General features: G+C 67.5%; 3 protein-coding genes. 2 read left to right on the top strand and 1 reads right to left on the bottom strand.

The features are described from left to right. The first annotated feature begins 384 nt into the window (after nucleotides 1–384). Both GXY15_10310 and GXY15_10305 read left to right on the top strand, forming a co-directional pair. Entirely contained in the window at nucleotides 385–2655 is a 2271-nt protein-coding gene (locus GXY15_10310; GenBank protein ID NLV41604.1) for an aconitate hydratase, read from the top strand. Nucleotides 2656–2884: 229 nt separating this feature from the next. Further along, nucleotides 2885–5464 carry a hypothetical protein gene (locus tag GXY15_10305; protein NLV41603.1) on the top strand — a complete coding sequence of 860 codons (2580 nt, stop codon included), beginning with the start codon at nucleotides 2885–2887 and terminating at the stop codon, nucleotides 5462–5464. A gap of 58 nt (nucleotides 5465–5522) precedes the next feature. On the opposite strand, the gene GXY15_10300 is transcribed toward GXY15_10305, so the two are convergent. Continuing rightward, entirely contained in the window at nucleotides 5523–6812 is a 1290-nt protein-coding gene (locus GXY15_10300; GenBank protein ID NLV41602.1) for a PQQ-binding-like beta-propeller repeat protein, read from the bottom strand. Between the last annotated feature and the right edge of the window lie 52 nt (nucleotides 6813–6864).

Below are 6864 nucleotides of genomic sequence, written 5' to 3'. Positions count from 1 at the left end.
TCCTTTTGGAGTGCGGCGGCAACGACGCCGCTTTAGTTCCCGGGAAAGAGCTGCCGTGAGGGGTGCGGCATGGATCCTCCCCGGGCAAAGCGGTGTCGCCGCTTCGCTCTGCCACCGCACTCCACATGACAGACGGACTCGCCAAGGACGTGCGGGGGCTCCCGCGACATCTGACGCCTGACACGCCTTTCTTCAACGACATTCCCGCCCCCCGGGCGGTCAGGGGCTCGCCATGACGGGGTGGGCGGCGCCATCGCCGGGGGCGGGGCCCGTGTGCTAGTATTTAACGCTGGACACGGGGAATGGCGCGGGGCGGACCGGGGGTTTCCCCCGAGGACGGTCATGGATGGGGCCCACGGCAGGGCCAACACGAGGGTTAGAGCCATGCTTTTCGATCTGGACATGATTCTGTCGGTGTACGCCCGGCTGGACGGGCGGGTGGCGGCGGCGCGCAAGGTGCTCGGGCGGCCCATGACGCTGGCGGAGAAGATTCTCTACGGCCATCTGTGGGAGGGCACCCCGACCCGCGCCTATGCCCGCGGGAAGGACTATGTGGACTTCGCCCCGGACCGCGTCGCCATGCAGGACGCCACCGCCCAGATGGCCCTGCTCCAGTTCATGTGCGCGGGGAGGGCCCGTGCCGCCGTGCCGTCCACGGTCCACTGCGACCACCTGATCCAGGCGCGCGAGGGCGCTGCGGCGGACCTCGCCGAGGCGCTCGTGACGAACAAGGAGGTCTACGACTTCCTCGCCTCCGTGTCGAACAAGTACGGCATCGGCTTCTGGAAGCCCGGCGCGGGCATCATCCACCAGGTCGTGCTGGAGAATTACGCCTTCCCCGGCGGCATGATGATCGGCACGGACTCCCACACGCCCAACGCGGGCGGGCTGGGCATGGCGGCGGTCGGCGTCGGCGGCGCGGACGCGGTGGACGTCATGGCGGGCATGCCGTGGGAGTTGAAATTCCCGAAGATCATCGGCGTGCGCCTGCGCGGCAAACTCAACGGCTGGGCGTCGGCCAAGGACATCATCCTCAAGGTCGCGGGCATCCTCACGGTGAAGGGCGGCACGGGCGCCGTTGTGGAGTATTTCGGCGAGGGCGCGGACTCCCTCTCCTGCACCGGCAAGGGCACGGTCTGCAACATGGGCGCGGAGATCGGGGCCACGACCTCGCTTTTCGCCTTCGACGACGCCATGGCCCGCTACCTGGAGTCCACGGGACGCCCCGAGGTGGCCCGCGCGGCCAGCGCCGAGCGCGCCAACCTGCGCCCCGACCCCGATGTCGCGGAGCACCCCGAGAAATTCTTCGACCAGGTCATCGAGATAGACCTCGACGCCCTGGAGCCCCATCTGAACGGCCCCTTCACGCCCGACCTGGCCACGCCGGTCTCGGAAATGCGCGGCGCGGCGAAGGAGAAGGGCTGGCCGGAGCGGGTGGAGGTCGCCCTCATCGGCTCCTGCACCAACTCCTCCTACGAGGACATGGCCCGCTGCGCCTCCATCGCCCGCCAGGCCAAGGCCCTGGGCATCAGGGCGAAGGCCGAGTTCACCATCACCCCCGGCTCTGAGCAGGTGCGCCACACCCTCGGCCGCGACGGGCTGCTGGACGACTTTGCCGCCATCGGCGGCGTCGTGCTGGCCAACGCCTGCGGGCCGTGCATCGGCCAGTGGGCCCGCCACCGCACCGGGCCGGCCGACGAGCCGAACACCATCGTCACGTCGTTCAACCGCAACTTTGCCAAGCGCAACGACGGCAACCCCAAGACCCACGCCTTTGTGGCGTCTCCGGAGATCGTCACCGCCCTCGCCGTCGCCGGGGACCTCGGCTTCAACCCCGTGACCGACACCGTGGAGGCCGCCGACGGCGCCCGCGTGAAACTCGACCCGCCGAAGGGCGACGAGCTGCCCGCGAAGGGCTTCTCCTGCGACGACCCGGGCTTTGTGGCCCCCGCCGCCGACGGCGCGAAGGTCGAGGTCGCCGTGCGGCCCGGCTCCGACCGGCTCCAGCTCCTAGAACCCTTCCCGCCCAACGGCGGCGACCTGCGCGGCCTGCGGCTTCTGCTCAAGGCCAAGGGCAAGTGCACCACCGACCACATCTCCATGGCCGGGCCGTGGCTCAAGTTCCGCGGCCACCTCGACAACATCTCCAACAACTGCTTCATCGGCGCGATCAACGCCTTCAACGACAAGGCCAACTGCGTCAAGAACCCCCTCACCGGCGAATACGGCGAGGTGCCCGCCACCGCCCGCGCCCACAAGGCCGCGGGCGTGGGGTCCGTCGTCGTCGGCGACGAGAACTACGGCGAGGGCTCGTCCCGCGAGCACGCCGCCATGGAGCCGCGCCACCTCGGCGTCCGCGTCGTCCTCGTGCGCAGCTTCGCCCGCATCCACGAGACCAACCTCAAGAAGCAGGGCATGCTCGCCGTCACCTTCGCCGACCCGGCGGACTACGACAAAATCCTCGAGGAGGACACTGTGGACGTGCTCGGCCTCGACGCCTTCACCCCCGGCACCCCGCTCACCATCGTCCTCCGCCACGCCGACGGCACGGAGGACCGGTTCCCGGTCAACCACACCTACAACGAGGCCCAGATCGCCTGGTACCGGGCGGGCAGCGCGCTCAACCTCATCCGACTTCAGGAAAAAGGCGAGTAGGGGGGGCAGCACGCTCCGCAAACCAGCCTGTTCTCAGCCCGTTGGACCGGTCCGACAAGTCCGACCGGTCAGACGGGTGTTCTGGTGTCCGGCGTCAGCGCGATGTGCGGCGCTCCCGAAGGCTGGACTGCCCGTCGCCTCCCGTGACAGAATAGACCGCGTGTTCTTCCCCCGGTGAAAACCGTCCCTCGCGGATCGGAGGCATGTTATGCGCGCGGTACGTTCTTGGATGGGGCCGGTGGCCGCGTTGCTGCTCTGCTGCGGCTGGGCGCAGGGCCATTATGCCGTCCCGGAGTACATCCTTCCCTGCGAGCTCTCCAAATGGGAGTCTTCTGCCTGCGGGGCCGCCCGGCCCGAGGTCCCTGCGGAAATGCCGACGCTTCCTCCCCCCCTTCAGGAGGTGGTTCGGCTGCTGGTGGAGGAATACAAACAGACCTCGCCGGAGGAACGGTCCTTCTACGCTCGACGGCTGCCGCAGACCCTTCTGTATCTGGGGCCTGAAACGGCGCCCCTCGCGTTTGCCATGCTGTGCGATGAGGACAAGGAGGTTCGGAGCGTGGCCGTGGAGGCTGTATGCGACGCCCTGTGCGCCCCCCTGTTCAAAACGCCAGAGGCTGCGGCGTGTGTGGAGTCCGCGCTGCCCGCGTGCCTCAACGCGCTGAAGAACGGCCCGGAAGTGGTGCGGATGACACTCGGTTTCGCCCTCTGCATGACCGGTCTCCCCCCGGAACGGATCCGGCCGGCACTGCTGGAGGCCCTGAACGACCCCAGCGTGCGTGTCCAAGCCTGTGTCGCAAAGGGGCTGGACTGGAGCATCAAGAAATCGCCCCGTCCGCCTGTGGACCCCGGCGATATCGCCCTTTCCCCGGAACTCATCACTTATTTCTGCGGCATCATACGGTCCGCAAGAGGGATTGATGAGGGGGTTTTCGGGCTCGCATTTCCGGTGCTGCCCGCCCAGCAGGATCAGAAACGGGCCTTTCTATCCGAGTTGCTTGCCTCTCCCGACCCGTATGTTCGCGAGTATGCATTCCCCCATCTGCACGCTGCGGGAGAGGACGGAATGGGCTTGTTCCCGCAGGCGTCGGAGGTGTTGCGCCGGCTTTCCGGCATCGGCCCCGCTCCGGCGGACACGGCGGCGCGCTCACCCGAAGAGGAGTATGTCCTCACCGTCATAGGATTGCTGGACTCCAAATTCCAATACTTCAGGCTCCGCGGCCTTGGCTATCTGAAGGGGCTGGGCGACCGGGCGCGTCCGGCGGCCCCCCGTCTGCTCAAAGCCCTGCATGCGCGCGACTGGGAAGTGCGCCACGGGGCGTTTCATTTGCTCAAAACGCCCCCTTTTGAGGGAGTCCTCACGGTGGACACACTCCGGGGCCTTTTTCAGGAGAAAGACGACGCCCAGCTCCTGGTGCTGTCCATCCAGCGGCTCGGCGAAATGGGCGCAGCGGCCGCCGAAGCCGCGCCGGAACTCTTCTCAGCCCTCAGGCATTCGGACCCCGAGGTCCGGTGTGCGGCGGCGGCCGCGCTCGCCAGGGTGCTGCCCCAGGATGACCGGGTGACCGCCGCGTCTCTGGACGCCCTCCTGGGGTGGGAGGGGGAAGGCTGCGGGCAGGATTTCACCGAGGGACTGATGGCCCAGGGCAAGGCCAGCGCCTCGGCGGCCTCGCTGATCGCCGCACGGTACCGGGACCTGCTTCGCGCCTCCGGGAACATTCCGCACCCGGCCGCCGACCGGCTGCCCGGCGTCCTCGCCGCTCTCGGCGGCGACAGCTTGCGTGTTGCCGCTGAGGGGTTGGAGGGGGGCGATGCGCGGGTGCGCGCAAAAACTCTGGAGGCCCTGGCGCAAAGCGGTGAGAGGGCCCGGTTCGCGCTGGACAGTGTTCTTTCGCTGACAGCGTCTGCGGACTTGAATTTGCGCGTCGCAGCGTTGAAAGCGCTGCCCGCCCTCGCCCCTGAGGACAGGAAGGTTCGCCGGGCGGTCCTGGCTGCCCTTTCTGACAAGGAAGACCGGGTTGCGGGCGCCGGCATTTTCGCCTCTTTAAGCACCCGTTTCTCCAGGAACGAAACGCGCCGTGTGGAGAGCCTGCTTCTGCACATCCTCAAGACGCGCGTCGCTTCGGGAAACGACATCCTGCTTGCGCCGAAATACTCGGATCCCCCCGTTCCCACCTTCCTGTCATCCGCCCTCGCAAAGCATTGCCAGGCCCGCTCCGAAGAACTGACGTCCCTGATCTTCCATGAAAACCCGACCGTCTCCTGTCAGGCGCAGCAGGCCGCCCTGCCGGCCGGCATTCCATTGGAAGATGTCCGGGACAGGATGCTGAACACGCTGCGGCGGGAAGGGCGAATGGATGATATTCCCTTCATGCTCAAGGCGGGCGTTTCCCGTGCGGAGATTGCCGCCAATGTGACGGCCGCCATGAGAAAGGCGGAGTCGAAAAAGGTCTTCATGCCGCTGCTCCAGTTTCTCGGAAGAGAGGCTTCATCGGCGATTCCCGACTTGATAGCGATCATGCAGCCAGATGTCCCGTTTGACCTGGGAATGCGCGGCGCAATCCTTGCCCCCCGGATGACAGCGTTCTATGTGCTGCCCGACATCGGGTATGACAATGACCAGGTGGTTGCGGCGATGATCGCGTTCGCGCGCAATTCCTCCGGACCTCGCCGCCGGCTCCTGGGAGGGTTTGACCGTGTTTTGAATTACCGGCTGGGGTTGCTGGAGCCTCCGGCCTATTTCGATAGCCTGCGGGGCGGCGCTCCCCGCCCCTCCGAGGGAGCATCGGACGGATCCGTCGGATCCGACTGATCGGTCGGATGACCCGTGCCACCTCGGCGCGTGTCCCCAGCATCTCATCCTCTTATCCCTATTCCCCCTCGATGCGGTAGAGATGGGTCCGGCTGCGGAGGACGAGGGATTTTCCGACCACGATGGGGGAGGCGCCGAACTTTCCGTCGAGGGCGTTCTCGGCGAGGGGGCGGTATTCGCGGCCGGGCTCGATGATGGTGGTCTTCCCCTTCATGTTGAGGATATAAATCCGGTTCTCGGCGTGGAGGAGCGAGGGGCCGTAGTCGCCGCGGATGGTCTCGGTCCAGACGATGGCGCCGGTCGTTCCCTCGACGCACTGGAGCACGCCGCGGTCGGTCAGGGTGTAGAGGAGGTCGCCGACGAGGACGGGGGACACCTTGAGCGGGGCGTCCTCGGTCATCTTCCAGACGACATGGGTGTCGGTGACGTCGCCCGAGCCGCCCTCGCGGATGGCCCAGAGGTGGGGCGCGTCGGGGGAGCCGCCGGTGTTGACGAAGTGGATGCCGAGGCCGCTGACGATGCGGGAGATGGTGCTGTCGTCGCGGTAGCGGGCGCGCCACAGCTCGGCGCCGGTGCGCGGGTCATGGCCCGTCACGAGGAGGGCACCGTTGCTGAGCATCTGGGGCCTGCCCCCGACCTGGACGATCACGGGGGTCTGGTAGGATTTGACCAGGTAGGCGGGCTCCACGCCCTCGTACAGCTCGCGCGGACGGTCGTAGCGCCAGACCGTCTCCCCGGTGGCCTTGTTGAGGCCGGCGATGAACTGCACGTCGCCGCCCTCGAGATGCACGATGAGCAGGTCCTCGAAGAGGATGGGCGATGACACGGGGCCCTGGATGTGGTCGCAGTTCAGATCGGCCCGCCGCCACAGCACGTCCCCCGTCTTCGTGTCCAGGCAGGCGGTGCCGTGGGTGCCGTAGTGGACATAGACCCGCCCCTCCTCCACCACGGCCGACGGCGTCGCGTAGGTGTTGTTGGGGTTGTTGTGCTGCGGGTTCTCGGGACGGAACACCTCGACGTCGTGCACCACCGCGCCGGTCTCGAAGTCCACGCAGACGGCGTAGAGAATGGAGCCGTCCTCCTTCGCCGTGGTCATCCAGAGCTGGCCGTCCCAGGCGACGGGGGTCGAATACCCGTGGTCATGGAGGGGGGTCTTCCAGACCACGTTCTCGGTCTCGGACCAGGTCAGGGGGAGCCCCGTCGCGGCGCTGTGGCCGTCCGCCGCGGGGCCGCGCCAGTCTGGCCAGTTGGTGACGCCTTCGGCGGCGTTTGCGCCGGCACAACACGCCAGTGCGGCGGCGACCCTCAACGCCGCGCAGAACCGGTGACTCGAATGCCTGTTCTTCACGCGTAAACTCCCAGGGGTGTGGTGTCTTCGTCCCGGCGGAGGTGCCCGGGCG

The organism is Candidatus Hydrogenedentota bacterium (assembly GCA_012730045.1).
GTDB lineage: Bacteria > Hydrogenedentota > Hydrogenedentia > Hydrogenedentales > CAITNO01 > JAAYBR01.
Note: the sequence above shows the minus strand (reverse complement) of the source record. Positions and strands in the feature narration are given on the sequence as shown.